The 24,994-nt window shown below is 69.2% G+C and carries 21 protein-coding genes; 15 read left to right on the forward strand and 6 right to left on the reverse strand.

Going from position 1 to position 24,994, the window contains the following annotated elements; all coding sequences use genetic code 11:
* The first annotated feature begins 316 nt into the window (after positions 1-316).
* The 12 genes from AAGI91_06730 to ppc all read left to right on the forward strand — a co-directional run bounded on the left by AAGI91_06730 (position 317) and on the right by ppc (position 16,335).
* Positions 317-1,765 (forward strand): PQQ-dependent sugar dehydrogenase, encoded by a 1,449-nt coding sequence (locus AAGI91_06730; protein ID MEM1042311.1) that lies wholly within the window; start codon positions 317-319, stop codon positions 1,763-1,765.
* A gap of 38 nt (positions 1,766-1,803) precedes the next feature.
* Positions 1,804-3,297 carry a PQQ-dependent sugar dehydrogenase gene (locus AAGI91_06735; GenBank protein MEM1042312.1) on the forward strand — a complete coding sequence of 498 codons (1,494 nt, stop codon included), beginning with the start codon at positions 1,804-1,806 and terminating at the stop codon, positions 3,295-3,297.
* Between the two features lie 27 nt (positions 3,298-3,324).
* Entirely contained in the window at positions 3,325-4,788 is a 1,464-nt protein-coding gene (locus AAGI91_06740; GenBank protein MEM1042313.1) for a PQQ-dependent sugar dehydrogenase, read from the forward strand.
* Positions 4,785-5,483 (forward strand): orotate phosphoribosyltransferase, encoded by a 699-nt coding sequence (gene pyrE / locus AAGI91_06745; protein ID MEM1042314.1) that lies wholly within the window; start codon positions 4,785-4,787, stop codon positions 5,481-5,483. Before AAGI91_06740 ends, pyrE begins: the two co-directional genes overlap by 4 nt.
* Positions 5,484-5,547: 64 nt before the next feature.
* A complete protein-coding gene (locus AAGI91_06750) occupies positions 5,548-6,837 on the forward strand; it encodes a competence/damage-inducible protein A (protein MEM1042315.1) in 1,290 nt (429 codons plus the stop codon).
* Between the two features lie 249 nt (positions 6,838-7,086).
* A complete protein-coding gene (gene recA, locus AAGI91_06755; GenBank protein ID MEM1042316.1) occupies positions 7,087-8,172 on the forward strand; it encodes a recombinase RecA in 1,086 nt (361 codons plus the stop codon).
* Between the two features lie 140 nt (positions 8,173-8,312).
* Positions 8,313-8,939 (forward strand): hypothetical protein, encoded by a 627-nt coding sequence (locus AAGI91_06760; protein MEM1042317.1) that lies wholly within the window; start codon positions 8,313-8,315, stop codon positions 8,937-8,939.
* A gap of 51 nt (positions 8,940-8,990) precedes the next feature.
* Positions 8,991-9,719, forward strand: a complete 729-nt coding sequence (locus AAGI91_06765; GenBank protein MEM1042318.1) for a phosphatase PAP2 family protein — start codon at positions 8,991-8,993, stop codon at positions 9,717-9,719.
* Entirely contained in the window at positions 9,719-10,558 is an 840-nt protein-coding gene (locus AAGI91_06770) for a glycerophosphodiester phosphodiesterase family protein (GenBank protein ID MEM1042319.1), read from the forward strand. Before AAGI91_06765 ends, AAGI91_06770 begins: the two co-directional genes overlap by 1 nt.
* Positions 10,559-10,733: 175 nt before the next feature.
* On the forward strand, positions 10,734-12,776 hold the full coding sequence (locus AAGI91_06775) for a S46 family peptidase (GenBank protein ID MEM1042320.1): 2,043 nt from the start codon (positions 10,734-10,736) through the stop codon (positions 12,774-12,776).
* Between the two features lie 140 nt (positions 12,777-12,916).
* Complete coding sequence (gene msrA / locus AAGI91_06780) at positions 12,917-13,465, forward strand: peptide-methionine (S)-S-oxide reductase MsrA (protein ID MEM1042321.1); 549 nt, start codon at positions 12,917-12,919, stop codon at positions 13,463-13,465.
* 74 nt (positions 13,466-13,539) lie between these two features.
* A complete protein-coding gene (gene ppc, locus AAGI91_06785; GenBank protein MEM1042322.1) occupies positions 13,540-16,335 on the forward strand; it encodes a phosphoenolpyruvate carboxylase in 2,796 nt (931 codons plus the stop codon).
* A gap of 2 nt (positions 16,336-16,337) precedes the next feature.
* On the opposite strand, the gene AAGI91_06790 is transcribed toward ppc, so the two are convergent.
* The 5 genes from AAGI91_06790 to AAGI91_06810 all read right to left on the reverse strand — a co-directional run bounded on the left by AAGI91_06790 (position 16,338) and on the right by AAGI91_06810 (position 19,730).
* Positions 16,338-16,670: a DUF5615 family PIN-like protein gene (locus tag AAGI91_06790; protein MEM1042323.1), complete on the reverse strand. Its 333-nt coding sequence runs from the start codon at positions 16,668-16,670 to the stop codon at positions 16,338-16,340.
* Positions 16,667-16,885, reverse strand: coding sequence for a DUF433 domain-containing protein (locus AAGI91_06795; GenBank protein MEM1042324.1), 219 nt, complete (start codon positions 16,883-16,885; stop codon positions 16,667-16,669). Before AAGI91_06795 ends, AAGI91_06790 begins: the two co-directional genes overlap by 4 nt.
* Before the next feature lie 95 nt (positions 16,886-16,980).
* The gene (locus tag AAGI91_06800; protein MEM1042325.1) at positions 16,981-19,005 is read right to left on the reverse strand and encodes a S9 family peptidase; all 2,025 of its coding nucleotides are present in this window, start codon (positions 19,003-19,005) and stop codon (positions 16,981-16,983) included.
* 133 nt (positions 19,006-19,138) lie between these two features.
* The gene (locus AAGI91_06805; protein MEM1042326.1) at positions 19,139-19,489 is read right to left on the reverse strand and encodes a toxin-antitoxin system HicB family antitoxin; all 351 of its coding nucleotides are present in this window, start codon (positions 19,487-19,489) and stop codon (positions 19,139-19,141) included.
* Positions 19,473-19,730 (reverse strand): type II toxin-antitoxin system HicA family toxin, encoded by a 258-nt coding sequence (locus AAGI91_06810; protein MEM1042327.1) that lies wholly within the window; start codon positions 19,728-19,730, stop codon positions 19,473-19,475. Before AAGI91_06810 ends, AAGI91_06805 begins: the two co-directional genes overlap by 17 nt.
* A 94-nt stretch (positions 19,731-19,824) precedes the next feature.
* Here AAGI91_06810 and ettA point away from each other — a divergent pair, with 94 nt between their 5' ends.
* The 3 genes from ettA (at position 19,825) to AAGI91_06825 (ending at position 24,491) form a co-directional block, all read left to right on the forward strand.
* Positions 19,825-21,507 (forward strand): energy-dependent translational throttle protein EttA, encoded by a 1,683-nt coding sequence (ettA, locus tag AAGI91_06815; protein ID MEM1042328.1) that lies wholly within the window; start codon positions 19,825-19,827, stop codon positions 21,505-21,507.
* Between the two features lie 2 nt (positions 21,508-21,509).
* The gene (locus tag AAGI91_06820; GenBank protein MEM1042329.1) at positions 21,510-22,019 is read left to right on the forward strand and encodes a DUF1440 domain-containing protein; all 510 of its coding nucleotides are present in this window, start codon (positions 21,510-21,512) and stop codon (positions 22,017-22,019) included.
* Positions 22,020-22,169: 150 nt separating this feature from the next.
* Positions 22,170-24,491, forward strand: a complete 2,322-nt coding sequence (locus tag AAGI91_06825; protein ID MEM1042330.1) for a S8 family peptidase — start codon at positions 22,170-22,172, stop codon at positions 24,489-24,491.
* Between the two features lie 89 nt (positions 24,492-24,580).
* On the opposite strand, the gene AAGI91_06830 is transcribed toward AAGI91_06825, so the two are convergent.
* The gene (locus AAGI91_06830; GenBank protein MEM1042331.1) at positions 24,581-24,946 is read right to left on the reverse strand and encodes a DUF2237 domain-containing protein; all 366 of its coding nucleotides are present in this window, start codon (positions 24,944-24,946) and stop codon (positions 24,581-24,583) included.
* Positions 24,947-24,994: the final 48 nt, after the last annotated feature.

Raw genomic sequence — 24,994 nt, forward strand, 5'->3', positions numbered from 1 at the left:
ACGGCCCCCCGTGTGACCCCGCGGACCCGGCATGCGTGGGCTTCGTTCGGTACTGGTGCGGGGCGGGAGGTCGGGAGGTCGGGTGGTCGGGAGGTCGGGAGGTCGGGAGGTCGGGAGGTCGGGAGGTCGGGAGGTCGGGAGGTCGGGCAAAGCAAAGCCGCGAAAACTACCGAGGCCGCTGCGCAACGCGCCAACCGTCCTCTGTCCACCGTCCAACGGGTTCACTAGATTTACCCTGCGCGCACCGGATAGTTTGGGTATATACTGTCCCGCCAGACTGCTTCCGTCCGTCTCCACCGATTTCGCCCTACTCGCCATGCGTCTACTTCTCCTTGCTGCTCTGCTGCTTGCCGCTCCCGCCTACGCCCAGATCACCGTCGAGGAAGTCTTCCCGGGCCTCTCGTTCGACAGTCCCATCGGGCTGGAGCACGACCCGGTCGACGAGGATCGGCTCTACGTCGTCGAGCAGGCGGGCGTGGTACGGGCGTTTGATATCGGCCCGGACGTAGCCTCGTCGAGCGTGTTTCTCGACCTCCTCGACCGGGTCAGCTCGGGCGGCGAGAAAGGGCTACTCGGGCTGGCCTTCCACCCGGATTACGAGACGAACGGGTACCTCTTCGTCAACTACAGCACGCGGCCCCCGCACCGCTCGCGCCTGTCCCGGTTCTCCCGCTCCGCCTCAAGCCCCAGCATGGCCGACCCGGCGACCGAACTCGTCCTGCTCGAGGTCGACCAGCCCTTCAGCAACCACAACGGCGGGGGACTCGCCTTCGGCCCGGACGGCTATCTCTACCTCTCGCTCGGCGACGGCGGCTCCGGCGGCGACCCCGAGGAGAACGGGCAGGACGGCACGACGCTCCTCGGCGCGATCCTCCGCCTCGACGTGGACGGCGGCGGGGCCGCGCCCGACTGCGGCGAGATCGGCGGCCAGGAGGCGGGCTACACCGTCCCGCCGAACGCCCTCGCCGACGGGCCGGGCGGTACGTGCGACGAGATCTACGCGTGGGGCCTCCGCAACCCCTGGCGCTTCTCCTTCGACCGCGAGACCGGCACCGGCTGGATCGCCGACGTCGGCCAGAGCCAGTGGGAAGAGATCGACGTGATGGAGGACGGCGCCAACTACGGCTGGAACACGTACGAGGGCAACGCCTGCTTCGACGGGCCGTGCGACCCGGAGGGGCTGGCATTTCCCGTCTGGGAGTATAACCACTCGCTCGGCTGCTCCGTAACCGGCGGCTACGTCTACCGCGGCACCGAGGTGCCGGAACTGACGGGCCGCTACGTCTACGGCGACTACTGCTCCGGCCGGGTCTGGGCGCTCGACACGTCGGGCGCGCGGCCGGTGAATGACGAGGTGTTCCGCTTCCCGGCGAGCCCCTTCCCGGCGCTGACCACGTTCGGCGAAGACGCCCGCGGCGAGCTGTACCTCGTCCGCCAGAACGGACAGTTCTACCGGTTCTTCTCCGGGTCCGACACTTCCACCGGTAGCGGTCCGAGTCCGGAGATCCTTCGCCTCGACCTCAGCGGCCCGAACCCGTTCCGCGCGGAAACGGCGCTGACGGTGAAACTCGCTCAGGCAGGGCCGGCGCGGGTAGCGGTCTACGACGTGCTCGGGCGCGAGGTGGCGGTGCTCCTCGACGGTGTGGCTCCGGCGGGCGAGACCACCGTGACGCTGGCTGCCGCCGGCCTGCCGGCCGGGCTGTACGTCGTGCAACTGGAAGCGGCAGGCGCAACGCGGACGCGCAGGGTCGTCCTCGCCCGCTAGACCGCCGTTCGCCTCCCTTCTTCTGCCTGCTGTCTGCCATGACGCTTCGCCCCGCTTGCTTTCTGGTCGCCGTGCTCCTCGCGGTTCCGGCCATCGCCCAGCCTGTCGAACTGGAGGCAGCCTTCCCCGAGTTGCCGCGCTTCCGGGTCCCCATCGGGCTCGAAACAGCCCCCGGCGAGACGCGCCTGTTCGTGGTCGATCAAGTCGGCCTTCTTTTTTCGTTCGAGAACGACGAGGCCGCGAGCCGGCTCGACACGCTCCTCGACCTCCGCTCTGTCGTGAGCTACGACGAGCCGTCGTGGGAAGAGGGCCTGCTCGGCCTCGCCTTCCACCCGGACTATCAGGAAAACGGCCACTTCTTCGTCTACTACAACGCGCCCCCGGCGAACCCGGGCGAGGACCACCGGTCGATCGTCTCCCGCTTCACCGTGACCGAGTACGCCCCGCCCCGCGCTACGCTCGGCAGCGAAGTCGTGCTCCTGGACGTCGAGCAGCCGTTCCGGTGGCACAACGGCGGCAAGCTCGCCTTCCACCCTGGCGAGGACGCGGCCAACCTCTACGTCTCCTTCGGCGACGGGGGGTCGGCGAGCGACCCTCTCGACCACGCCCAGAACCGCGAGACGCTCTTCGGCTCCATCCTCCGCCTCGACGTGGACAATCCATCGGGTGGTCGGAACTACGGCATCCCGCCGGACAACCCGTTCGCGGGCAACGCCGACGGCTGGCGCGAGGAGATCTGGGCCTACGGGCTGCGCAACCCCTGGCGCTTCTCCATCGACCCCGTCACCGGCGACCTCTGGGTCGGCGACGTGGGGCAGGGGCAGTGGGAGGAGGTGACCGCCGTGCGCGAGGCGGGGGCCAACCTCGGCTGGGACATGTACGAGGGGATGCACTGCTTCGAGGGTCCGTGCGACCCGGCCGGCGTCACGTTCCCGGCGTGGGAGTACCCGCACGCGGACGGGATGTGCTCGGTCACCGGCGGCTACGTCTACCGCGGCGCGGACCTCCCCGAGCTCGTGGGGCAGTACGTCTACGGCGACTTCTGCACGGGCCGCGTGTGGGCGCTCGACATCGACCCCGCGGCGGGGGACACCACCAACACCCTCCTCCTGGCAGGAGACGATGACAACGAGCCGGGCGAAGTCGACCTCCTCCTGTCCTCGTTCGGCGTGGACGCGGGCGGCGAGTTGTACGCGCTCGGGTGGGACACCCGCCGCGTCTACCGCTTCGTGCGTAGGATCGTGGACGCGGAACCCGGCGCGACGGGTACCGCAACGGTCCTCCGGGCCCCCTTCCCCAATCCGTTCGCGGACGAGACCGTGCTGCGGTTCGACCTCGCCGAGGCGGGGCCGGTGCGGATCGCGGTCTACGACGTGCTCGGGCGCGAGGTCGCCGTGCTGCGCGAGGGGGTGGCGGCGGCGGGCGCGGGCACCGTCCGGTTCAGCGCAGACGGCCTCGCCCCCGGCATGTACGTCGTGCAGTTGGAAGCGGCAGGCGCGACGCGGACCCGCAAGGTGCTTCTCGCCCGATAGTCTACCGAGTTCTTTTTCTAAATCTCTATGATGCTCAGCCGTTTCCTGCTTCTCCTCGTCCTGTCTGCGGGGACAGCCTATGCTCAGGCTCCCCTCGAGCGCGTGTTTCCCAACCTGGCTTTCGAAAACGCCATCGCGATCCGGAACGCGGGCGACGGGTCTGACTACCTCTACGTGGCCGACATCTACGGGCGCGTCTACGCGTTCCCCAACGACAACGATGTCGCCGAGGCGGACACCTTCCTCGACCTCTCGAACGACATCTACTCGAACCAAGCCGGGGGGCTCCTCGGCCTGGCGTTCCACCCCGACTACGAGGAAAACCGGTACTTCTTCGTGTACTACGTCACCGAGGCAGGGGAAGGACCGTACCGCTCCCGGCTCGCGCGCTTCACCGCGCCCGAAGCTCCCGGCCAGCCTGTCGACCTAGAGACCGAACTCATCCTGCTCGACATCGAGCGCGGCGAGAACCTCAACCACCACGGAGGCGACCTCCACTTCGGGATTCCCGAGGGTCCGCTCGGGGAGCACTACCTGTACCTCTCCGTCGGAGACGGTGCCTGCTGCTTCGATCCTCTCGGCGCTGGACAGGACCGCACGACGCTCCTCGGCTCGGTCCTCCGCCTCGACGTGGACAATCCATCGGGTGGTCGGAACTACGGCATCCCGCCGGACAACCCGTTCGCGGGCAACGACGACGGCTGGCGCGAGGAGATCTGGGCCTACGGCTTCCGCAACCCCTGGCGCTTCTCCATCGACTCCGAGACCGGGCAGGTCTGGGTCGGCGACGTGGGCGAGTTGTCATGGGAAGAGGTCAACCTGGTCACGGGCGGAGGGAACTACGGCTGGAGCGTCATGGAGGGCAACGGGTGCCTCGACAGCGAGACGTGCGAGGACGAGGGGATGACGCGCCCTGTGTGGGCCTACCCCCATGACGTGGGCGTCTCGGTGACGGGCGGCTACATCTACCGAGGCTCCAGCGCCCCCGATTACTACGGGAAGTACATCGTCGCCGACTGGGGGCTCCGCAAGCTGTGGAGCCTGGACTACGACCCGCAGAGTGGCGAGCCGGCTGAGGTGGAGCTCCTGTCAGACTTCACCGGACTCTTCGTGGTCTCGTTCGGGACGGACGAATCGGGCGAACTGTACGCGCTCAACTACTTCCTCGGCGGCATCTACCGCTTCGCTCCGCCAAAGGTCAGCAACGAGGACGCCGCACAGGCTGACGCTCCGCTCGCGCTTCAACTCAGCGGCCCCAACCCGTTCGCGGACGAGACTGTGCTGCGGTTCGACCTCGCCGAGGCGGGGCCGGTGCGGATCGCGGTCTACGACGTGCTCGGGCGCGAGGTGGCCGTGCTGCGCGACGGCGTGGCGGCGGCGGGCGCGGGCACCGTCCGGTTTAGCGCGCCCGGCCTCGCGCCCGGCGTGTACGTCGTGCGCCTGACGGCCGGTGGGCGCAGCGTGTCGCGCACCCTCACGCTTGCCCGATGAGCCTGCCTCCCACGACACCGCACATCGACCCGCTCACGACGCTCCGCGAGCAGATCGCGGCGGACCTCTTGCAGATCGGTGCGCTCGTGCTGCGACCGGACGAGCCGTTCACCTGGGCCTCGGGCCTCCGCGCGCCGGTCTACTGCGACAACCGGCTGACGCTCGCCTACCCGGCCATCCGGTCCCGCGTCACGGCCGGTTTCCAGGAACTGATCGGGCGGAGCGAGGCAGCCCCCGACGCCGTGGCCGGGGTGGCGACGGCCGGCATCCCGCAAGCTGCGCTCGTCGCAGACCAGCTCGGGCTGCCGCTGGCCTACGTCCGGGCGAGCGTGAAGGGTCACGGGCGCGAGAACCGGATCGAAGGCCGCCTCGAAGCAGGGCAGCGGGTGGTCCTCGTCGAGGACCTGATCTCGACCGGCGGCTCGTCCGCCGCCGCCGCCGAGGCGCTGCGTGCGGCGGGTACGGTCCCGACGACGGTCCTCGCCATCTTCTCGTACGGCCTTGACGCCGCTGCCGGACGCTTCGCCGAAGCCGGCCTCGCCCACGCCACGCTCACCGACTTCGATACCCTCCTCCGCGTCGCCGAGCGCGCCGGGGCGCTGGCGTCGTCGTCGCTCGGCACCCTCCGCGCCTGGCGCGCCGACCCGGAAGGGTGGAGCCAGAGCCATCGGGGGACTGGAGGATCGGAGGACTGAGGGATTGCGTTCCGGTGGTCGCACGTTTTCCACTCCCCCGATCTCTCAATCCCTCAATCACCCAATGATAGCTTCTCTCATCACCGTTGGCGACGAGCTGCTGATCGGGCAGACGGTCAACACGAACGCGGCCTGGATCGGCGAGCAGCTCAGCGCGCGCGGCATCACCGTCCGCCGCGCCGCGACGGTCTCCGACGAGGCCGACGACATCCGCGACGAGCTGCGCCGCGCCCTCGCGGCGTCCGACGCCGTCCTTCTCACCGGCGGCCTCGGGGCGACGCACGACGACATCACCAAGCGCGCCGTCGCCGACGAGCTCGGCCGCGCGCTCGTCTTCCGGGACGACCTCTTCGCCGAGCTGAAGGCGAAGTTCGAGGCGCGGGGCCGCACGATGGCGGCGCGCAACCGCGTGCAGGCCGAGCTCCCCGAAGGCTTCGAGGCCCTGCCGAATCCGGTCGGGACGGCACCGGGGCTGTGGTTCGAGGACGAAGCAAGCGGCTGCGCTGTCGCCGTGATGCCGGGCGTCCCGCAGGAGATGAAGACGCTCATGCGCGAGGCCGTTCTCCCGCGCCTCGTCGAGCGGCGCGGCGACGAGACGGTCGTGCAGAAGACCCTCCTCACCGTCGGGCGCGGCGAGACCGACCTCGCCGACGCCCTCGGCGACTACGCCGAGCGCCTCGGCCCCGACCTCCACCTCGCCTTCCTCCCGAGCTACGGCGTCATCCGCCTCCGCATTACCGCCTCCGGGGCCACGCGTGCCGAGGCCGAGGACCGGCTCGCAGGTTTCGAGCGCCTCGTCCGCGACCGGGTCGAGGAGTTCGTCTTCGGCGAGGGCGACGATCTCCTCGAAGCCGCCGTCGGGCGCATGGTCGGCGAGCGCGGGCTGACCCTCGCCACGGCCGAGAGCTGCACCGGCGGCCTCCTCGCCGACCGCATCACGAACGTCCCCGGCGCGTCGGCCTACTACAGCGGCGGGGCCGTTGTCTACGGCAACGAGCAGAAGGTCAGCCTCCTCGGCGTGGACCGGGCCGCCATCGAGGCGCACGGGGCCGTGAGCGAGGCCGTCGCCAAGCAACTCGCTGAGGGCGTGCGCCTCCGCCTCGGGACCGACCTCGGCATCTCGACGACAGGCGTGGCCGGGCCGGGCGGCGGCACGCCCGAGAAGCCCGTCGGCACCGTCTGGATTGGCTACGCCGACACGCACGGGAGCTACGCCGTGCGGCTGCAACTGGCGAAGGACCGGCTGCTCAACAAGCGCCTCAGCATCACTTTCGCGCTCAACCTCCTGCGCCGGCAGCTCCTGCGGCGGGACCGAGCGGCGGTAGACGGTGAGACAGTGGACCGTGGACGGTAAGACAGTGGACGGTAAGACAGGGGCCGCTGTAGATAGGCCGACCTCTGCGCTTTGCACCTGTTCGTAGGGGCGTAGCGGTCCTACGCCCTGCCTGGGGGCAACCCGTCGAGGCGCACGTTCAAAAAAATCAGTTCGGCGGGGTTACGGGGCGGGACTTTGCGCGTCTAGTTCCGTATGACACAAGGCTGGCAGCGCCCGGCTGTATTCTCCCGTACACACCTTCACCAACCCACGGGGACACCCACCATCATGGCAAACGATTCGACGCAGGACGGGGCCCGCCAGAAGGCGCTCGACCTCGCCCTCAAGCAGATTGAAAAGCAGTTCGGCAAAGGCTCGGTGATGAAGCTCGGCGACGCGCCGCCGGTCATCATCGACGCGATCCCGACCGGGAGCCTCGCCCTCGACCACGCCCTCGGCATCGGCGGCGTCCCGCGCGGGCGCGTGGTCGAGATCTACGGCCCCGAGTCGAGCGGGAAGACGACGCTCGCCACCCAGATCATCGCCGAGGCCCAGAAGCTCGGCGGGACGTGCGCGATGATCGACGCCGAGCACGCCTTCGACCCGACCTACGCCGAGAAGCTCGGGGTCAACATCGACGACCTCTACATCTCCCAGCCCGACACCGGCGAGCAGGCCCTCGAGATCGTCGACATGATGGTCCGCTCGGGCGCGCTCGACGTGGTCGTGGTCGACTCCGTTGCCGCGCTCGTGCCTAGAAGTGAGATCGAGGGCGAGATGGGCGACAGCCACGTCGGCCTCCAGGCGCGGCTGATGAGCCAGGCGCTCCGCAAGCTCACCGGGACGATCAACCGGACCAAGACCTGCCTCGTCTTCATCAACCAGATCCGCGAGAAGATCGGCGTCTCCTGGGGGTCCCCGGAGACGACGCCCGGCGGGCGGGCGCTCAAGTTCTACTGCTCGGTGCGGATGGACATCCGCCGCATCGGCGCGGTCAAGGACGGCACCGAGATCGTCGGCAACCGGACGCGCGTCAAGGTGGTCAAGAACAAGGTCGCCCCGCCGTTCCGGCAGGCTGAGTTCGACATCATCTACAACGAGGGCATCTCCTCGATGGGCGAGCTCGTCGACATGGCCGTCGAGGCGGACATCGTCACGAAGTCCGGTTCGTGGTACAGCTACGGCGAGGAGAAGATCGGCCAGGGCCGCGACTCGGCCAAGCAGTGGCTCCGCGACAACGACGACGCCCGCGCCGAAGTCCTCCACCGCGTCAAGGTGGACCTCGGGATGATCGAGGCCCCCGACGCGGTGTCGGAGGCGGCCGAGGTGACGAAGGAGCAGGCGAACGGGGCCGCCGAGGTCTTCGGGGCCTGACCCTGACTCCGACCTTCGGACCCAGCGCGTATGCCGCGCCGCCGACGCTTGTTGGCGGCGCGGCTTTTTTGCGCGAGCGACGCTTAGCTTACAGTACCAGTGCGAGAGTGAACGTGCAATTGCCCGGCAAAGCGAAAACGATGCGCGGCTACACCGTTTGTGTAGGCATCTTCTGCCTATGCATAGCCGGTTGCATCACGGTCGTGGCGGATCACTTCACTATTGACGACCCCAACCTTGAGAGTGCCCCGCTGAAACTCGATGGGTACTACTACCACCTCGTGCCTCACTTCTCCGCCGACCCGTCTCTCGGCAAAGCCATCGATCCTATCCTGCTCTGGCGGGACGGAACGGCTGCGTATGTCGGACGCAGCGGAAGGCGTCTCAACGACTCCGAGATCGGCCCGACTCGCTACGGGACGCTGGAGAATGCGCATGGGGATTTTCAGCGCTTCATCAACGACCCTCAACTCTTCGACAGAACCATCAATGGAGGAATTCGGTGGGGGAAGTTCCGCGTTGGGGAGGACAGCCTCTTGCTTCAAGTCTTTCGGTTGAGCTTTGGTACGATACCTCGCAGCTATGACGTATCGGAGTACAAAGGGCGTATTCTGAGTGACACCTCGTTCGTGCTCGACGAGGTGCGTCTGTACGGTCCCCCTCACAGAGGAGCTTCGGGAGCGATGAGCGATACCTTCTACTTCCGACACGTCGAAGAAAAGCCCTCCTCAATGAACTGGACGCAGACACATCCCGACCTACAGTAGCGCGTCTTTCTCTGCCGACGTTTCCACGTCACCCTTCCACCTTCCGCTGCCGTGCTGATTCGCGCCTTCCCGCTCCTCACGCTCCTCCTGATCGCCGCTGTGCCTGTGCAGGGGCAGGTGGACCCCGCCACCGGCACGCCCATCGTGGCCGAAGACCCGCCGAGCACGGCGGATGTCCGGCTCTTCCGCACGATCTACGACATCGAGGCTCCGGCCTTCGCCGCCACGATGCGCGGCGTGCACTGGACTTCGCGCAACGTCTTCATCGGGGCGGTCCCGGCGGCGTGGCTAGGCACCCTCGCCGGCGGCGGCGACCGCGACTACCAGCCGGCGTACCTCCTGACGCTCACGCATGCCAGCACGATTGGGGCCGTGTTCGCGCTCAAGACGCTCATCCGTCGGCCCCGGCCCTACGCCTCGCTGCCGGGCGTCACGCCGCGCTCGGGCGGCCACCCGAGCACGTTCGACCCGCACTCGTTCCCGTCGGGCCACGCCGCGCTGTCGTTCGCGCTCGCCACCTCGGTGAGCCTGTCCTACCCCGAGTGGTACGTCATCGCGCCGTCGCTCACATGGGCGGCGGCGGTGTCGCTCAGCCGCCCGTGGCTCGGCGTGCACTACCCCTCCGACGTGGCCGTCGGCATCGTGCTCGGGACCGGGATCGCCCTCGGCCTCCACGCCCTCGGCGATGCGATCACGCCGAGTGGCCTACGGAACGACGACGAGCCGGACCCGCTGCGCACCCCGTCGCCACCGTCGGTCCGGTTCGTCATCCCCTTCTGATGCCGCGCGTCCCCGACGGCTTCGACGTGCAGGGGCACCGGGGCGCGCGCGGCCTCGCGCCGGAGAACACGATCCCCGCCTTCCGCCGCGCCCTCGACCTCGGCGTGACGACGCTCGAACTCGACACCGTCGTCTCGGCCGACCGCGTGGTCGTCGTCTCGCACGACCCCACGATGTCGCCGGTGTTCTGCGCGCACCCGGACGGGCGGCCCGTCGCGCCGGACGAGGAGATCACGCTGTTCGGCCTGCCCTACGCTGAGATCGCCCGGTTCGACTGCGGGAGCCGGCTGACCCCGCGCTTCCCGGAGCAGGTGCTCCAGCCCGCCGCGAAGCCGACGCTCGCCGAGGTGGTTCGCTTCGCCGAAGCCTACGCGCACGAGCACGGCCGCCCGCCGGTGTTCTACAACGTCGAGACCAAGTCGACGCCCGAGGGCGACGGGCGTCTGCACCCACCACCGGGCGAGTTCGTCCGCCTGCTGTGGGAGGTTGTGAAGACGGAGGGCATCGCCGAGCGGTTCACGCTCCAGTCGTTCGACGTGCGGACGCTCCAGGAGGTGCGCAGCCTCAGCCTCCCGGTCCGCCTCGCGCTGCTCGTCGAGGATACGGGACGGTCGCCGGAGAAGAGCCTGCACAGCGGCCTCGGCGCGCTCGGGTTCGTCCCCGACATCTACAGCCCCGACTTCCGACTCGTGAACGAGGCCGTGGTCGCGGCGGCGCGCGAGGCCGGGATGCTCGTCATCCCGTGGACCGTCAACGAGGTCGGCGATATGGAGCGGCTCCGCGCCCTCGGCGTGGACGGCCTCATCACGGACTACCCGGACCGGGCGCTCGGGCGGTAGGGGCACGGCGGTACCGTGCCCGAGGGGTAATGCCAACCCAGGGCGAGGCGCACCTCGCCCCTACGGATTCTGCGCCGGTCGCATCGCCGAGCAGACTGTCCCGTCGGAGCGTACCATTACCAAGACCTCGGGGCTGCGTCGTAGCTTCCCGTTTCATCCACTTCGCTTCCTCGCCATGCCGACCCGATTTCTGCCCCTCGCCGCGCTGCTTCTCGCCCTGCCTGCCTTCGCCCAAGACGCCGACGTGATGCGCGCCGGGCCGCTCGACAACGGCAAGATGTGGCTCTTCGAGAACCCGCCCGTCGACTACCTCGCCGAGACCTACGGCCTGCGCCCGGACGAGGCATGGTTCGAGCGCGCTCGTCTCTCCGCGCTCCGGCTGCCGGGCTGCTCCGCCTCGTTCGTCTCCCGCGACGGCTTGGTGGCGACCAACCACCACTGCGTGCGCGGGGCCATCGTGGACGTGACGCGCGAGGGCGAGACGCTCGTGCAGGACGGCTTCTTCGCCCGGTCGCTCGGCGATGAGCGCCGGGTCGAGGGGCTGTACGTGGACCAACTCGTCGCCATCACTGACGTGACCGACCGGGTGAACGCCGCGCTCGATGCCGCCCAGACCGATGCCGAGCGGGCTGCCGCGCGCAGCGCCGTGACCGACGAGATCGAGGCTGAACTGGCGACTGGAGACGGGATCACGGTACAGGTCGTCTCGCTCTACAACGGCGGTCTGTACTCGGCCTACACCTTCCGCCGCTACGACGACCTCCGCATGGTCGCCGCGCCCGAGGAGCAGCTCGGCTTCTTCGGCGGCGACCCGGACAACTTCACGTACCCGCGCTACGCGCTCGACTTCGCGTTCCTCCGCGTCTACCAAGATGGGCAGCCGCTCGACACGTCCGACTTCCACTACGCGTGGAGCACGGAAGGCGTCGCGCCCGGCGACCTCGTCTTCGTGATCGGCAACCCGGGCTCGACGGATCGGGGCGACACCGTCGCCCAGCTCCACTACCGGCGCGACGTGCAGGTGCCCGCACTGCTCACCTTCCTCAACGGGCGCATCACCGCTATCGACGCTTACCTCGAAGACCACCCGGACGAGGAGGGCGTCCGCAACCAGCGGTTCGGGCTGAGCAACGCCCGCAAGGCATACCGGGGCCGGGCCGACGCGCTCACGAACGAGGTCATCATGGCGCGCCGCCGCGACTTCGAGCGCCAGTTCCGCCAAGCCATCGAGTCGGATGCTGGCCTCCGGGCTGAGTACGGCGGGCTGATCGACCGGATGTCGGCCCTCCAGCGCGAGAAGCGCGAGGTCGCCCCCGCGTTCAGCGCCTTCGCCGCGATGACGAACCCGACGTACTCCTCGTCCACGCTGCGCCGAGCCTTCGCCGTGGTGCAGGGCGGCGACGTAGCCTCCATCGCCGACTTGCCGCCGGCGCTGGACCGGATGTACCTCGCGGCTCAGCTTCGCCAGTTCGAGCGCTACCTCGAACCGGGGTTCGTCAACCCAATCCTCGACGGGCGCTCGCCTGAAGCAGCAGCAGAAGCGATCATCGCGGGATCGGACCTGTCGAGCGCCGAGCAGGCAGGAGACGTAACGATGGCATCGGACGACCTCGCTGTGGACCTGGCCCGCGCGGTTCTGCCCCGCTTCGCCGAGTTCCAGAGCGCGAGCGCTGGGCTGGGCGCGCAGGAGGCCGAGGTGGCGCGGCGGCTCGGGCAGGCGCGGTTCGCGGTCTACGGCACCGCCGTCCCGCCGGACGCCACCTTCTCGCCGCGCTTCACCGACGGCGTCGTGCGCGGGTACGACTACAACGGCACCGTCGCCCCGCCGAACACGACCTTCTTCGGGCTCTACGACCGCAACGCCTCGTTCGGGCAGGACTCCGAGTGGGCGCTCCCCGAGCGCTGGCTCCCCGCCCCGCCCGACCTCGACCGCGCGACGCCGCTCAACTTCGTCTCGACCTCCGACACGATCGGCGGCAACTCCGGCTCGCCAGCCGTCGACCGCGACCTCCGCCTCGTCGGTCTCAACTTCGACCGGATGATCGAGGGCTTGAGCCGCGACTACATCTACTTCGCCGACCGGGGCCGCAACGTGATGGTCGACGCCCGCGCGGTCCTCGAAGCCCTCGACGCCGTCTACGACCTCGACCGCGTGGTCGTAGAGCTTCGCACGGGCGCGCTCGTCGAGACGGAAGCTGAAGCTGATGCGATGGAGTGAGCGACGAAGTACGGGTGACGAGCGACGAGTCTGGATAGGCAGCCGTTCGTCACTCGTCGCTCGGCAGTCGTCGTTCGTAAGGAGCTTTCGGGCGTAGCGGGCGTAGCAGCGTCCCCATTCACCGAACCCGAGTCATCCCGATGAGCAACCTTCAAACGGCCACGATTGGCGGCGGCTGCTTCTGGTGCGTTGAAGCCGTCATGCAGCCCCTCAAAGGCGTCGAGCGCGTCGTCTCCGGCTACTCCGGCGGCAAAGGGGCCAACCCGTCCTACCGCGAGATCTGCGGCGGCCGCACCGGCCACGCCGAAGTCGTCCAGGTCCACTTCGACCCCGACGTGATCTCGTACCGCGACCTGCTCTACGTCTTCCTCGCCACCCACGACCCGACGACGCTCAACCGCCAGGGCGCGGACACCGGCACGCAGTACCGCTCCGTGATCTTCTACGCCGACGACGAGCAGCACCGCGTCGCCGACGAGGTCATCGCCGACCTCACCCAGCGTCAGATCTTCGACCGCGGGATTGTGACGGAGGTCTCGCCGCTCGGGCCGTTCTACGAGGCCGAAGACTACCACCAGGACTACTTCCGGCAGAACCCCGGCCAGCCCTACTGCCAGGCGGTGATCGCGCCGAAGGTCGCCAAGCTCCGCCGCCACTACCTCGACCGGCTCAAGGCAGAGGCGGCGTAGCCCCTCTCGCAAAACTATTTCGGGCGGATCGGTGCGGGGCGATATCTTCGAGAGCTCACCCGACTCTCCGCTCTGTGCCCATCCCCACCTCGCTTCCCGGCGGCCTCGAGATTGAGGCCGAAGGCTCCGGCATCTCGGCCCCGCTCTCGCGCACGGTCAACCTCCTCGGCGGGCTGCTCGGCCGCGCCGTCCGCGCCCGCTACGGCGACGACGCGTTCGACCTCGTCGAGACGCTGCGCGGGCTGTGCCGCGAAGAGCAGCACGACGAGGCCGCTCGCCTCCTGGACAGTCAGCCGCTCGACCGGCTCGTGGCGCTGCTGCGGGCGTTCACGACGTTCTTCCACCTCGTCAACAAGGCGGAGCAGCTCGAAATCCTCCGTATCAACCGGGACCGCGCCCGCGAGGCGTCGCCGGACGCACCCCGCGCCGAGTCGGTGATGGCCGCCGTCCATGCGCTCAAAGAGCAGGGCTGCTCGCTGGACGACGTGCTCGCGCTCGTCGGGGCGCTCGACGTTCAGCCGACGCTGACGGCGCACCCGACCGAGGCGCGTAGGCGCTCGATCCTCTTCCACCAGCAGCGCATCGCTGACCTCCTCGGTGGGCTGCGCGAGCGCGACACGACGCCGGCCGAAGACGACGCGCTCGTCGGCGAGATCGAGAGCGTGGTCCAACTCCTCCTCGCCACCGACGAAATCCGCTCGGCGGCGGTGACGGTCGAGGACGAGGTCCGCCACGGCCTCTTCTTCGTCGCCACCAGCATCTGGGAGACCGTCCCCCGCATCCACGCCGACCTCCGCCGCGCCCTCAACACCTACTACGACGAGGAAGAAGTACGGGCGCAGCATGCTGCGTCCCTGCCGCCGCTCTTACGCTACCGCTCGTGGATCGGCGGCGACCGCGACGGTAATCCGCGCGTGACGGCCGAGGTGACCGAATGGACGCTGGGCGTGCACCGGGAGGACGCGCTCCGGCTCTACCGCCGCGCGCTCGACCACCTCCGCCTCACGCTCTCCGTCTCCGAGCGCCAGACGCCGGGCGACGCGTTCGCCGCGCTGCGCGACTCCATCGAGCAGGACCGCGAGGCCGTGGCCCTCCCCGCGCGGCGGTGGCGGCAGAACGCCCACGAGCCGGTCCGCCTCAAGCTGATGCTGATGCAGGCCAAGCTCGACCGGCTCCTCAGCGGCGATGAGTTCAGCTACGCCGCCGCCGACTTCCGGGCCGACCTCGACCTGGTCGCCGAGAGCCTGACCGCCGCCGGCCTGGAGACGCTCGTCGCCGACGGGCCGCTGGCCGACCTCCGCGTGCAGGCCGACGCCTTCGGTTTCCACCTCGCCGCACTCGACCTGCGGCAGCATAGCCGCCTCCACGAGGCCGCCGTGGACGACCTTCTCCGCCTCGCGGGCGTCACCGACGACTATGCCTCGCTGGGCGAAGCCGAGCGACTGAGCGTGCTCGACGCCGAGCTTCGCAACCCGCGTCCGCTCCGCGCGCCCGGCGCTGAGGTGGGCGACGACACCCACCGCGTCCTCAGCGTTCTCGACGTCGCCCGGCGGGCGCTCAGCGCAGAGCCGGAGAGCATCGGGTCGTACATCATCTCGATGACCGACGCGGTCAGCGACGTGCTGGAGGTGCTGCTGCTCTTCAAAGAAACCGGGCTGTGGCAGATGGCCCCCGGCGGTGGCGTCACCTGCCCGCTCGACGTCGTCCCCCTCCTCGAAACGATCGCCGACCTGGACCGCGGCGAGGCGCTCCTCGACCGACTCTTCACGCACCCGGTCTACGTCCGGCAGCTCGTGGCGCGCGGGCGGATGCAGGAGGTCATGCTCGGCTACTCGGACTCGAACAAGGACGGCGGCTACTGGCAGGCCAACTGGGCGCTCCACAAAGCGCAGGGCGCGATCGCCCGCGTCTGCCAGCGCTTCGGGCTCGACCTCCGGCTCTTCCACGGGCGCGGCGGGACGGTCGGGCGCGGCGGCGGGCGGGCAAACCAGGCCATCCGCGCCATGCCGCCCGAAGCGCAGACGGGCCGCATCCGGTTTACGGAGCAGGGTGAGGTCATCTCGTTCCGCTACGCGCACCCCGGCATCGCCCGGCGGCACCTGGAGCAGATCGTCCACGCCCAACTCGGTGCCCTCGCCGAGGCCCCTGACCCGGCGAGCTTCGAGGGACCGACCGAAGACGACACGCGGGCGCTGATGCAGCAGATCGCCGACACCTCGATGACGGCCTACCGCGCGCTCATCGACGACCCCGCGTTCTGGCCCTGGTACCTCCAGGCGACGCCCATCGAACACATCGCGGGCATCCCGATGGCCTCGCGCCCGGTCTCGCGCAAGGCCGCGAGCGAGGTCGATTTCGACGGGCTGCGGGCGATCCCGTGGGTCTTCGCCTGGACGCAGCCGCGCTACACCGTCCCCGGCTGGTACGGCCTCGGCACCGCGCTCGCCCAGGCGACGGCTGACGCGGGGCAGGCTGACCGGCTCCGGCAGATGCACGCCGAGTGGCCGTTCTTCCAGGCGATCGTTGCGAACGCCCTCCGCGAGATGGCGAGGGCACGCTTCGCCATTTCCGAGCGCTACGCGGGCCTAGCCGAAGGGCGTCAGCACGAGCGCCTCGCGGCCGAGTTCGAGCGCGCCGAGCGGGCGCTCCTCCGCGTCGCCGGGCAGGACCGACTGCTCGCCCACAGCCCGGTGATCGAAAAGTCGATCCGGCTCCGCAACCCGTACACTGACGTGCTGAACCTCGTCCAGCTCGAACTGATCGAGCGGTGGCGCAGCGGCGGGGCCGAAGGCGACGAGGCCGACGCCCTCGAGGAGGCCCTCTTCGTCTCCCTCAACGGCCTCGCCGCCGCGATGCAGAGCACGGGGTAGGCTCAGTCCAGAATCAGGAAGGCCGCCTCCCGGTCGTCGGCGAACCGCTCGATGATCGGGCGACGGATGCGGAGCAGCTCTGCGACGCGCGTCGTCGGAGCGTTGCCGACGCGCAGCCACACGACCTTCGGTGGGGAGCCGTAGAGAATACTCCGCTGGTAGAAGTCGGTGTCCTTCGAGACTAGGAGAAACCCCTCGTCGGCAGCGTGTGTCCAGATGCGGGCATCGTCCGCGCCGAGTAATCCGATCTCCCGAACGTGGGCAGAACCCGGATAGGCTTCCGCGAGCGTCTGCGGGAGACGGAACGACAGGTTCTCGTCAAACAGCAGCCTCACGCTGCGAAGAGCCGGCGTTCACGCTCAGCGGCAAAGGCGAGGGCGGCGCGGATGTCCTCCGCCGACAGGTCCGGGAAGTCGCTTAGAATTTCCTCCGGCGTCATTCCCCCAGCGAGGTATTCAAGCACGTCCGAGACGGTGATGCGCGTACCTCGGATCGTAGGTTTCCCACTGCGAATAGCCGGGTCGAGCGTAATGCGGTCCTGAGCGTCCATGATTCCGCTGAGAGTGCAGATCCGGGTACGTCCGCTTCCGGTGAGCGTTCCTTCGTCCAGTGGCCTCGCCGCCGCGATGCAGGGCACGGACTAGATTACTCAACACCTCGGTAGCGCTCGAACCAGCCGAGGATGTAGGCCACCTTCGCCATGAGCCGGCTCGGGCGCGAGGCGATGCCGTGCGCGGCACCGGGGACGCGGACGAGCGCCGTCGGAACCCGCCGAAGCTTGAGCGCCTGGTAGTACTGCTCCGACTCCGAGATCGGCGTGCGGAAGTCCTCTTCACCGGTGAGCAGCATCGTCGGCGTCGTCACGTTCCCGACGTAGGCCAGCGGCGAGCGCGCCCAGTAGCCCTCCGGGTCCTCCCACGGGAGGGCCGGGAACCAGTACTGCGAGAAGAACGGGTAGGCGTCGGCCGTCAGCACAAAGCTCGTCCAGTTGATGACCGGCTTCGCCACGACCGCCGCCCGGAACCGGTCCGTATGCCCGACGATCCACGCCGTCAGCACACCGCCGCCCGAGCCACCCGTCACGAAGAGCTGGTCCGGGTCCACGTAGCCCTGCCCGATGGCGGCGTCGACCGCGCTCATCAGGTCGTCGTAGTCCTGGCTCGGGTAGGCGTGGTGGATCAGGTTGCCGAACGCTTCGCCGTAGCTCGTCGAGCCGCGCGGGTTGGTGTAGAGGACGACGTAGCCCGCCGCCGCCATCAGCTGGACCTCCGCCGAAAAGCGCGGGCCGTAGTTGGCGAACGGCCCGCCGTGGATTTCGAGGATCAGCGGGTAGCGCCGGTCGGGGTCGAAGTCCGGCGGCTTGACGATCCACCCATGGATGCGCTGCCCGTCGGCGCTCGACTCGGTCCACAGCTCCTCGACCTTGCCGAGCGGGGCGTGCTCGAACAGGTCGTCGTTGAGGCGGGTCAGCCGTGCTGTGCGTGCGCCACGCTGCCCGACCGCGAGGTCGGCCGGGTGGTGGGGTGCCACCAGGGTGAACGCGAAGCGCCCGTTTGAGGCGATGGAAAACGACCCGCCGCCGTAGGGCCGCCCGAGCGAGGTCCCGCCGAGGTGGTCGGCGAGGTTCGTCACCGTGCCGTCAAGGGCGACGAGCGCAATCTTGGTGTCGCCCTCGTCGTCGTACTGGACGAACACGCCCGTCCCGTCGGCGCTCCACGTCGGACGCTGCACGCTCCGGTCCAGCCCGCCCGTGACAAGGCGCGGGTTCGAGCCGTCGGCGTCGGCGACGTAGAGCCGGGTGAGCTGGTATCCCTGGCGGCGGTCGTCGAAGCCGAGGTACGCGATCCGCCCGTCAGGCGCGACCGCTGGGCTGGCGTCGGGGCCGTCGCGGTCGGTGAGCCGGGTGAGCGCTTCCGTGTCGAGGTCGAGTCGGTAGAGGTCGGACTCGCGCGGGTCGTACTCCCAGTCTGAGCTTCGATTCGCGGAGAGGATGAGCGCCTGTCCGTCGGGTGTCCAGGCGGGCGAGCCGCCGTGGTTGTACGGGCCGTTCGTCACCTGGCGCGGCGTCCCGCCCTCGGCGGAGACTACGAAGACCTGCCGGAAGCCGGGCTCGGTGTAGCCGCTGCCGTCCGACCGGTAGCGAACCGACTCGGTGTAGGTCGGGCGGTCGGCCCACGCCGCGCCGTCCGGTGGGGCCGGGAGCGAGATGAGCGATTCAGCCTCGCCCTCGACGAACATCGTGAACGCGATCTGCTCTCCGTCGGGGGACCACCCCAGCCCGCCGGGCGAGGCCGGAAGCTGGGTCAGCGCCACCGACGCGCCCGTGTCGAAGTAGCGGACAAAGAGCTGCGCCTTGTCGTGCTCGTCGGTTGTGACGTAGGCCAGCCGCTCGCCGTCCGGCGACCAGCGCGGCGACGAGGCATCTGCGACGAGCGGACGGTGGTTGCCGCCGTCGTAGTCGACGATCCAGAGGTCGGAGCGCGCGCGGTCGGCCATCACGTCCATCCGGTTGCGCCGGTAGATGACGTGCTCGCCGTCGGGGCTGATCTGCGGGTCGGACGCGTACTCGAGCTCGAACACGTCCATCAGCTCGAAGCGCTCGGCCTCCTGCGCGAGCGCGACGGGTGCGAAGGCGAGCAGGGCGGCGAAAATGAGGAGGTGGAAGCGCATGGCGGAAGGGTCGGCGTGGGATGACAGTAGCTCGGATACGCGCCTTACATGTTTAGCCCTCGTTATTTCAGCCGGCGGACGCGGCACGTTCTCCAGCGCTTTTTTGCTAGCGCGTCCGGGTCAGGATGTGCGCTCAGATGCTGAGGCGGTCCGGTCCGGTTTCTGCCAGGCGCGTGACGATGAGTTGATTAAGGCTAACGCCTTCGCGGTCGGCGGCCTGCGCGAGGCGGGCGTGGAGGCTGCGCGGCATCCGAACGTGGAAATCGCCGCTGAAGGCCGAAAGGCTGTCCGGGCGCGGCAGCGGGTCGCCGGCCTCGGCCATGTCGGCGAGCACATCGCGGAGCAGGTCGAGCGCCTCAGCGACGGCGCGCTGCGGGTCCTCGTCGAGCACAGAGAGGAGCGGAAAGGCCGGGAAGGTGACGACGTACTCGCGGTCGTCGGGACTCCAGTCTAGGCTGAGTTGATAGTCAGTCGGCGAGGCCATCGGGATAGTGCGAGTCAATGAAGGCAAGAAGCTGCCGGACTTGATAGGGCTTCGCTTTGCTGCCTCTCGGCTGGAGGTTGAGGCGCTCGCTCGGCGCGTCCGGGTGCCGGTAGATCCGGTGCGAGGCGGACTGTCGGCGGAACACGAACCCGGCGCAGACGGCCAGCTTCTCTAGGTCGCCGAAGCCGAAGTTGTTTGGTGCGCGGCGGGCCTTGTCGAGGAGCTTCAAGCAGCGGGCCATAAGCGTCCAGATGATGGGAGTATATACGGTCCCTACATATGGGTTCCATTCGTACCTTTGCCTTGTCCCCGCGCACCTACCCCTTCGCCCTACCGTGAGCGACCAGAACATCATCTTCTCGATGGTCGGCGTCAGCAAGAGCCACCGCCCCGGCCAGTTCGTCCTCAAGGACATCTACCTCTCGTTCTACTACGGCGCCAAGATCGGCGTGCTCGGCCTCAACGGTGCCGGCAAGTCGACGCTCCTCAAGATCATCGCCGGCCTCGACCCTAAGTACGACGGGACGATCCAGGCCGACAAGGACATCTCGTTCGGCTACCTCGCCCAGGAGCCGGAGCTGGACGAGTCGAAGACCGTCCGCGAGATCGTCGAGGAAGGAGCCGCCGAGGCCGTAGGGTTGATGAAGGAGTACGAGGCCGTCAGCGCGGGCTTCGCCGAGCCGGACGCCGACTTCGACGCGCTCATGGAGAAGCAGGGCAAGCTCCAGGAGCAGATCGACCGCCTCGACGCGTGGGACATCGACTCGAAGCTGGAGATGGCCGCGGGCGCGCTCCGCTGCCCACCGATGGAAACGCCGATTTCGGTCCTCTCCGGCGGCGAGCGCCGACGCGTCGCCCTCGTCCGCCTCCTCCTCCAGCGCCCCGACGTCCTCCTCCTCGACGAGCCGACCAACCACCTCGACGCCGAGTCCGTCGCCTGGCTCGAAGGGCACCTGGAGCAGTACGAGGGCACCGTCATCGCGGTCACCCACGACCGCTACTTCCTCGACAACGTCGCCGGCTGGATCCTCGAACTCGACCGGGGCAAGGGGATTCCGTTCGAGGGCAACTACTCGTCGTGGCTGGAGCAGAAGCACGCCCGGCTCGCGGTCGAGGAGAAGCAGGCGTCGCGGCGGCAGAAGACGCTCGCGCAGGAGCTGGAGTGGGTCCGCCAGAACCCGAAGGGCCGCCGCGCCAAGAGCAAGGCGCGCATCGCCAACTACGAGCAGATGCTCGCCGAGCAGCACGAGCAGCGCAGCGAGGAGCGCCAGATCACGATCGCCCCCGGCCCCCGCCTCGGCGACATCGTGATCCAGGCCCAGGACGTGGCCAAGGGCTACGGCGACCGCGTGCTCTACGACGACCTCTCGTTCAGCCTCCCGCCGGGCGGGATCGTCGGCATCATCGGCCCGAACGGGGTCGGGAAGACGACCCTCTTCCGCATGATCACCGGGCAGGAGGAGCCGGACGCCGGGACGTTTACGGTCGGGCAGACGGTCGAACTCGGCTACGTCGACCAGGGCCGGCCGCTCGACGACGACAAGACGGTCTTCGAGGAGATCACGGGCGGGGGCGACTTCGTCCAGGTCGGGGGCCGCGAGGTGAACGCGCGCGCCTACGTCGGGCGGTTCAACTTCGCCGGGCAGGACCAGCAGAAGAAGACCGGCGAGCTCTCCGGCGGCGAGCGCGGCCGGGTCCACCTCGCCAAGACGCTCAAGGAGGGCGCGAACGTCCTCCTGCTCGACGAGCCGACCAACGACCTCGACGTGAACACGCTCCGCGCGCTCGAAGAGGCGCTGCTCGGCTTCGCGGGCTGCGCCGTCGTGATCTCGCACGACCGCTGGTTCCTCGACCGCGTCGCCACCCACATCCTCGCCTTCGAGGTGGACGCCGAGGGTGAGGTGGACGTGCGCTGGTTCCCGGGCAACTACTCGGAGTACGAGGAGGACCGCCGCGCCCGCCTCGGGACCGCCGCCGACATCCCGAAGCGGATCAAGTACCGCCAACTCACCCGCTGACCATGTCACCTCTCTGGAAAGGGGCCGCCGCCGGCTTGGTCGGTGGCCTGGCCGGGGCCTGGGCCAAGAGTAAAACGGAGCCTGTGCTCCAGGTGGTGGGCGAAGACTTCTTCCCCCCGACGTACGACGAAAAGCAGCTTCCCGGAGCCGACATCTCGGGCCACCCGGAGCGGATGCCGCCCGCGCTCCTCGTGGCGCGGCTCACCGGCGGCCGGATCAGCCAAACCCAGACGCTCGCAGCGCAATCGCGCATCCACTACGTCTTCGGGACTGGTGCGGGGGTGGCCTACGGCGTGCTGGCCGAGGTCGCGCCGGTCGTCGGGATCGGGTACGGGCTGCCGGCGGCGCTCGCGCTCTGGGCGGGGACGCACGGGACGATGCTGCCGGCGCTCGGCCTCCAGGCGCGGCCTGCCGACCTGCCCACGTCGGCGCATGTGTGGGAGGTCGGGTCCCATCTCGTTTTCGGTCTCACAGCGGACCTCGTGCGCCGGGCCGTCCGCCGGGCGCTCTGAATCCAGGCGGCGCAGGGCCCGGCGTCGCGCAAACGTCACGTTTGCATCAAAGCGAACACATAGGTTGCGCTAGGCGGCGTGTTTGCTTAGTCTTGCGGGACGGGCCACCGCGCCTCCTTCCTTCCCTCCACCGACTCACCCAGAACCGTGATGCATGTTTGCCGACGCGGCTTGTTCGCCGCCCTTGCCTGTCTCCTGTTCCTCGCTGCTCCCACCGCCGACGCGCAGCGCGCCGACGCCCGCGTGCCGAGCGAGCTCATCGTCCGCCTCGCCCCCGAGGCTGACATCACCGACCTGACGGCGGCCGCCCGGCTCTCCGGCGAAGGGCTCGTCGCCAAGCGGCTCCTCGTCCCGGCGCTGGGCATCTGGCTCGTCGAGTTCAACGAGGTCGGGCGCGACGACCTCGCGGCCCGTGCCACGCTCGACGCCGTGCGCCGCACGGCGGCGGTCCAGGTAGCGCAGTTCAACCACGAAGTGACGCTCCGCAGCACCGAGCCGGACGACAGCCGCTTCGGCGACATGTGGGGCCTCCACAACACCGGCCAGAGCGGCGGCACGCCCGACGCTGACATCGACGCGCCCGAGGCGTGGGACTACCTCTCCGGCGGCGTCTCCGCCCAGGGCGACCGCGTGGCAGTTGGGATCGTGGATAGCGGGTTCGACCTGGACCACCCCGACATGGACTACTGGACCAACACGGCCGAGACCCCGAACAACGGCATCGACGACGACGGCAACGGCTACGTCGACGACGTGAACGGCTGGAACGCCTACAGCAGCAGCGGCAACGTCACCAACTCGTTCCACGGCTCGCACGTCTCCGGGACGGCGGCGGGCAACGGCGGCAACGGCATCGGCATCACCGGCGTCAACTGGGACGCACAGGCCGTCGCCATCCAGGGCTCCTCGGGCAACGAGTCGACGGTCGTCGAGGCCTACGGCTACGCGCTCGCGCTGCGCCAGCAGTACGACGCCACCGGCGGCGCTGAGGGCGCGTTCATCGTCTCGACCAACTCGTCCTTCGGCGTCGACTTCGCCGACCCGGACGACTTTCCGATCTGGTGCGGGTTCTACGACGATCTTGGCCAGGCCGGCATCCTCTCGATGGGGGCGACCATGAACCGCAACGCCGACGTGGACCAGACGGGCGACGTCCCGACGGCCTGCCCGAGCAACTACCTGGTCTCGGTGACCAACACCACACGCACTGACGACAAGAATAGCGGCGCGGCCTTCGGTCTGACGACGATCGACCTCGGCGCGCCGGGCACCTCCATCCTCTCGATCAACAGCAGCGGCGGCTACAGCAACGCCACCGGCACCTCGATGGCGACGCCGCACGTCGCCGGTGCCGCGGCGTTCCTCGTCTCGGGCATGAGCGGGGCCCGCCTGCAGGAGTACAAGGACAACCCCGGCGCGGTCGCGCTCGACGTCAAGCGCGCCCTGCTGCTCGGCACCGACGACATCGGCCTCGAGACCGTCAGCGGGGGGCGCCTGAACCTGCTCGGCAGCCTCCTCGAGAGCTTCGAGGACGACGACCGCAGCGACGTGATCGCCGCCAGCACGACGATCGCGGACCTCGCCCTCGACGGCGAGTACCTCTACGTCCCGGACGGCGTCACGCTCACGCTCACCGGCTCGCTCACGCTCGGTGCCGACGCCGACGGCAACCCGTCGCGCCTGGTTGTGCGCGGCACCGTGCAGGGCACCGTCAGCCAGTCCATCACCGGAGGCAGCGAGATCGTCCTGCGCCCAGGCGGCCAAAACCTGATCGACGGCACCGGTGCCGGCAGCATCGACCTGACGGCGAGCGCGACGACCTCCACGACCGTCGCCCCCGGCGGCTCGGTCTCGTTCGCGTTCTCGGTCACCAACTCGACCCCGGCCGGGTACGCGGGCGACTTTTACTACACCGCCATGCCGGGCTCGGCCTCGGGTCTCATCCGGTCCGGTACCTTGCCCTCGGGCGCTACGGTGAGCGGCACGTACACGCAGATCGTACCTGCCTCCACACCGCCCGGCATCTACACCTACACGCTCTCGGTCGGTCAGATGACGGGCTCGTTCCTGGCGCGGGCTGTGGTCGAGGACTCGGAGAGCTTCACGATCACGGTGACGGGCTCCGCCATCGGCGACGCCCCCGCGTGGCTGGCGAAGGACATCGCGGTGGAGGAAGAGGATGCAGCGGCGAGCCGCAGCGCGACGGTCCCGGCAGAGCTGGGCCTGGCAGCCTACCCGAACCCGTTCGCGGGCTCTACGATGATCCAGGTCGACCTCGCCGCCTCGGCTGAGGTACAGCTCGTCGTCTACGACGTGCTCGGGCGCGAAGTGGCCCGCCTCGCCAGCGGCACGATGGACGCCGGGCAGCACACGGTCGTCTTCAACGGACGCGACCTCCCGAGCGGCTCCTACGTGGTCCGCGTGACTGCCGGCGGCTCGGTCCAGACGCAGCGGATCACGCTCCTGCGCTAGCAGGCACCGCTAGGCTGAAAGCAGGTCGGGGCTGGTGGAGCGATCCACCGGCCCCGATGCGTTTGGGGTCCGTCTGTCTTGCGGCTCGCTCAGGCGTCTTCGGCCGCGTGGGCGCGGAGCGTGCCGAGGTCCACGACGGTGAGGGCCTTCTCGTGCGTCGCCTCCAGGACGACGGGCGGGGCGACGCCGGCGGCGAGCGCCTCGGCCCAGCGGCTCACGCAGAGGCACCACTGGTCACCGGCGCGTAGGCCGGGGAAGCCGTAGGCCGGGTTCGGGGTCGAGAGGTCGTTGCCGCGCGAGGCGGTGAAGGCGAGGAACGCGTCCGTCACGCGGGCGCAGACGACGTGGGTGCCGTGGTCGTCGGGTCCGGTCTGGCAGGCCCCGTCGCGGTAGAAGCCGGTGAGCGGGTCGATGCTGCACGGCTGGAGGTCGCCGCCGAGGACGTTCGTAGCCATCAGAGAAGAGAGAAGTGAGAGGGAACAGGACCAACGCACGAAAGGCGT

It is taken from the genome of Bacteroidota bacterium, assembly GCA_038746285.1.
In the GTDB taxonomy this organism is placed as follows: Bacteria; Bacteroidota; Rhodothermia; order Rhodothermales; family JANQRZ01; genus JANQRZ01.

What these genes read in the sequence shown, in the direction of transcription:
- AAGI91_06730 (MEM1042311.1), top strand. Translation starts at nt 317, where the DNA reads ATGCGTCTACTTCTCCTTGCTGCTCTGCTGCTTGCCGCTCCCGCCTAC.
- AAGI91_06735 (MEM1042312.1), top strand. Translation starts at nt 1,804, where the DNA reads ATGACGCTTCGCCCCGCTTGCTTTCTGGTCGCCGTGCTCCTCGCGGTT.
- AAGI91_06740 (MEM1042313.1), top strand. Translation starts at nt 3,325, where the DNA reads ATGATGCTCAGCCGTTTCCTGCTTCTCCTCGTCCTGTCTGCGGGGACA.
- pyrE (MEM1042314.1), top strand. Translation starts at nt 4,785, where the DNA reads ATGAGCCTGCCTCCCACGACACCGCACATCGACCCGCTCACGACGCTC.
- AAGI91_06750 (MEM1042315.1), top strand. Translation starts at nt 5,548, where the DNA reads ATGATAGCTTCTCTCATCACCGTTGGCGACGAGCTGCTGATCGGGCAG.
- recA (MEM1042316.1), top strand. Translation starts at nt 7,087, where the DNA reads ATGGCAAACGATTCGACGCAGGACGGGGCCCGCCAGAAGGCGCTCGAC.
- AAGI91_06760 (MEM1042317.1), top strand. Translation starts at nt 8,313, where the DNA reads ATGCGCGGCTACACCGTTTGTGTAGGCATCTTCTGCCTATGCATAGCC.
- AAGI91_06770 (MEM1042319.1), top strand. Translation starts at nt 9,719, where the DNA reads ATGCCGCGCGTCCCCGACGGCTTCGACGTGCAGGGGCACCGGGGCGCG.
- AAGI91_06775 (MEM1042320.1), top strand. Translation starts at nt 10,734, where the DNA reads ATGCCGACCCGATTTCTGCCCCTCGCCGCGCTGCTTCTCGCCCTGCCT.
- msrA (MEM1042321.1), top strand. Translation starts at nt 12,917, where the DNA reads ATGAGCAACCTTCAAACGGCCACGATTGGCGGCGGCTGCTTCTGGTGC.
- AAGI91_06795 (MEM1042324.1), bottom strand. Translation starts at nt 16,885, where the DNA reads ATGGACGCTCAGGACCGCATTACGCTCGACCCGGCTATTCGCAGTGGG.
- AAGI91_06800 (MEM1042325.1), bottom strand. Translation starts at nt 19,005, where the DNA reads ATGCGCTTCCACCTCCTCATTTTCGCCGCCCTGCTCGCCTTCGCACCC.
- AAGI91_06805 (MEM1042326.1), bottom strand. Translation starts at nt 19,489, where the DNA reads ATGGCCTCGCCGACTGACTATCAACTCAGCCTAGACTGGAGTCCCGAC.
- AAGI91_06810 (MEM1042327.1), bottom strand. Translation starts at nt 19,730, where the DNA reads ATGGCCCGCTGCTTGAAGCTCCTCGACAAGGCCCGCCGCGCACCAAAC.
- AAGI91_06820 (MEM1042329.1), top strand. Translation starts at nt 21,510, where the DNA reads ATGTCACCTCTCTGGAAAGGGGCCGCCGCCGGCTTGGTCGGTGGCCTG.
- AAGI91_06825 (MEM1042330.1), top strand. Translation starts at nt 22,170, where the DNA reads ATGCATGTTTGCCGACGCGGCTTGTTCGCCGCCCTTGCCTGTCTCCTG.
- AAGI91_06830 (MEM1042331.1), bottom strand. Translation starts at nt 24,946, where the DNA reads ATGGCTACGAACGTCCTCGGCGGCGACCTCCAGCCGTGCAGCATCGAC.